At 59.4% G+C, this 525-nt stretch carries 1 protein-coding gene; it reads left to right on the top strand.

Annotated features, from left to right (window positions below; genetic code table 11):
* Positions 1-13: 13 nt before the first annotated feature.
* Positions 14-525: hypothetical protein (locus JL015_RS27570; protein WP_201020688.1), on the top strand; the 512-nt coding region annotated here is incomplete at its 3' end.

The following is a 525-nucleotide window of genomic DNA, read 5'->3' as shown; positions in this document are numbered from 1 at the left end:
CGTCGCCAGCTCCATGGCAATGACCCCTGCCCTGCATGCCATAGACCTGCGCTCCCCTCGTGCTGTCACGTTCAAGGTCTCGACCCTCAGCGGCAACCCGGTGACCTGGGCTCCCCTGCCCCCCGAGCAAGGAACGCTTTCGGCCAACGGCCATCAAGCGACCTATACGCCCCCAACCACCTTGCCCTCAGGCAAGTTTCTACCGGTAACCCTTGAGGCAATTGATTCCGGCACTCAGGCCAGGTGCCCGGGTACCGTGCTGCTGATCAATGGCGTACTGCCCATGGATGTCAGACCCGCCTTTCATCCGGGGCTTGCGCCATCCGCCTCTTTACATATGTCCCTGCCAGGGCAGAAGGATGAGGCCAGCAGTGTGCAATGGAGCGTGGCCACTGGTAATGGCAGCATCGATGCAATGGGCAACTTCAAGGCACCGGATGTGATCACCCAGCCTTATACGGTCATTCAGGGCAGCTATTTCGATGGCGTGGGCACCCAATCAGGTTATGGGGTCATTCATTTATC

Source organism: Pseudomonas cichorii (genome assembly GCF_015471405.1).
Taxonomy (GTDB): domain Bacteria; phylum Pseudomonadota; class Gammaproteobacteria; order Pseudomonadales; family Pseudomonadaceae; genus Aquipseudomonas; species Aquipseudomonas serbiensis.
The sequence above is the reverse complement of the archived record's forward strand: the minus strand, read 5'-3'. Positions and strand labels throughout refer to the sequence as shown.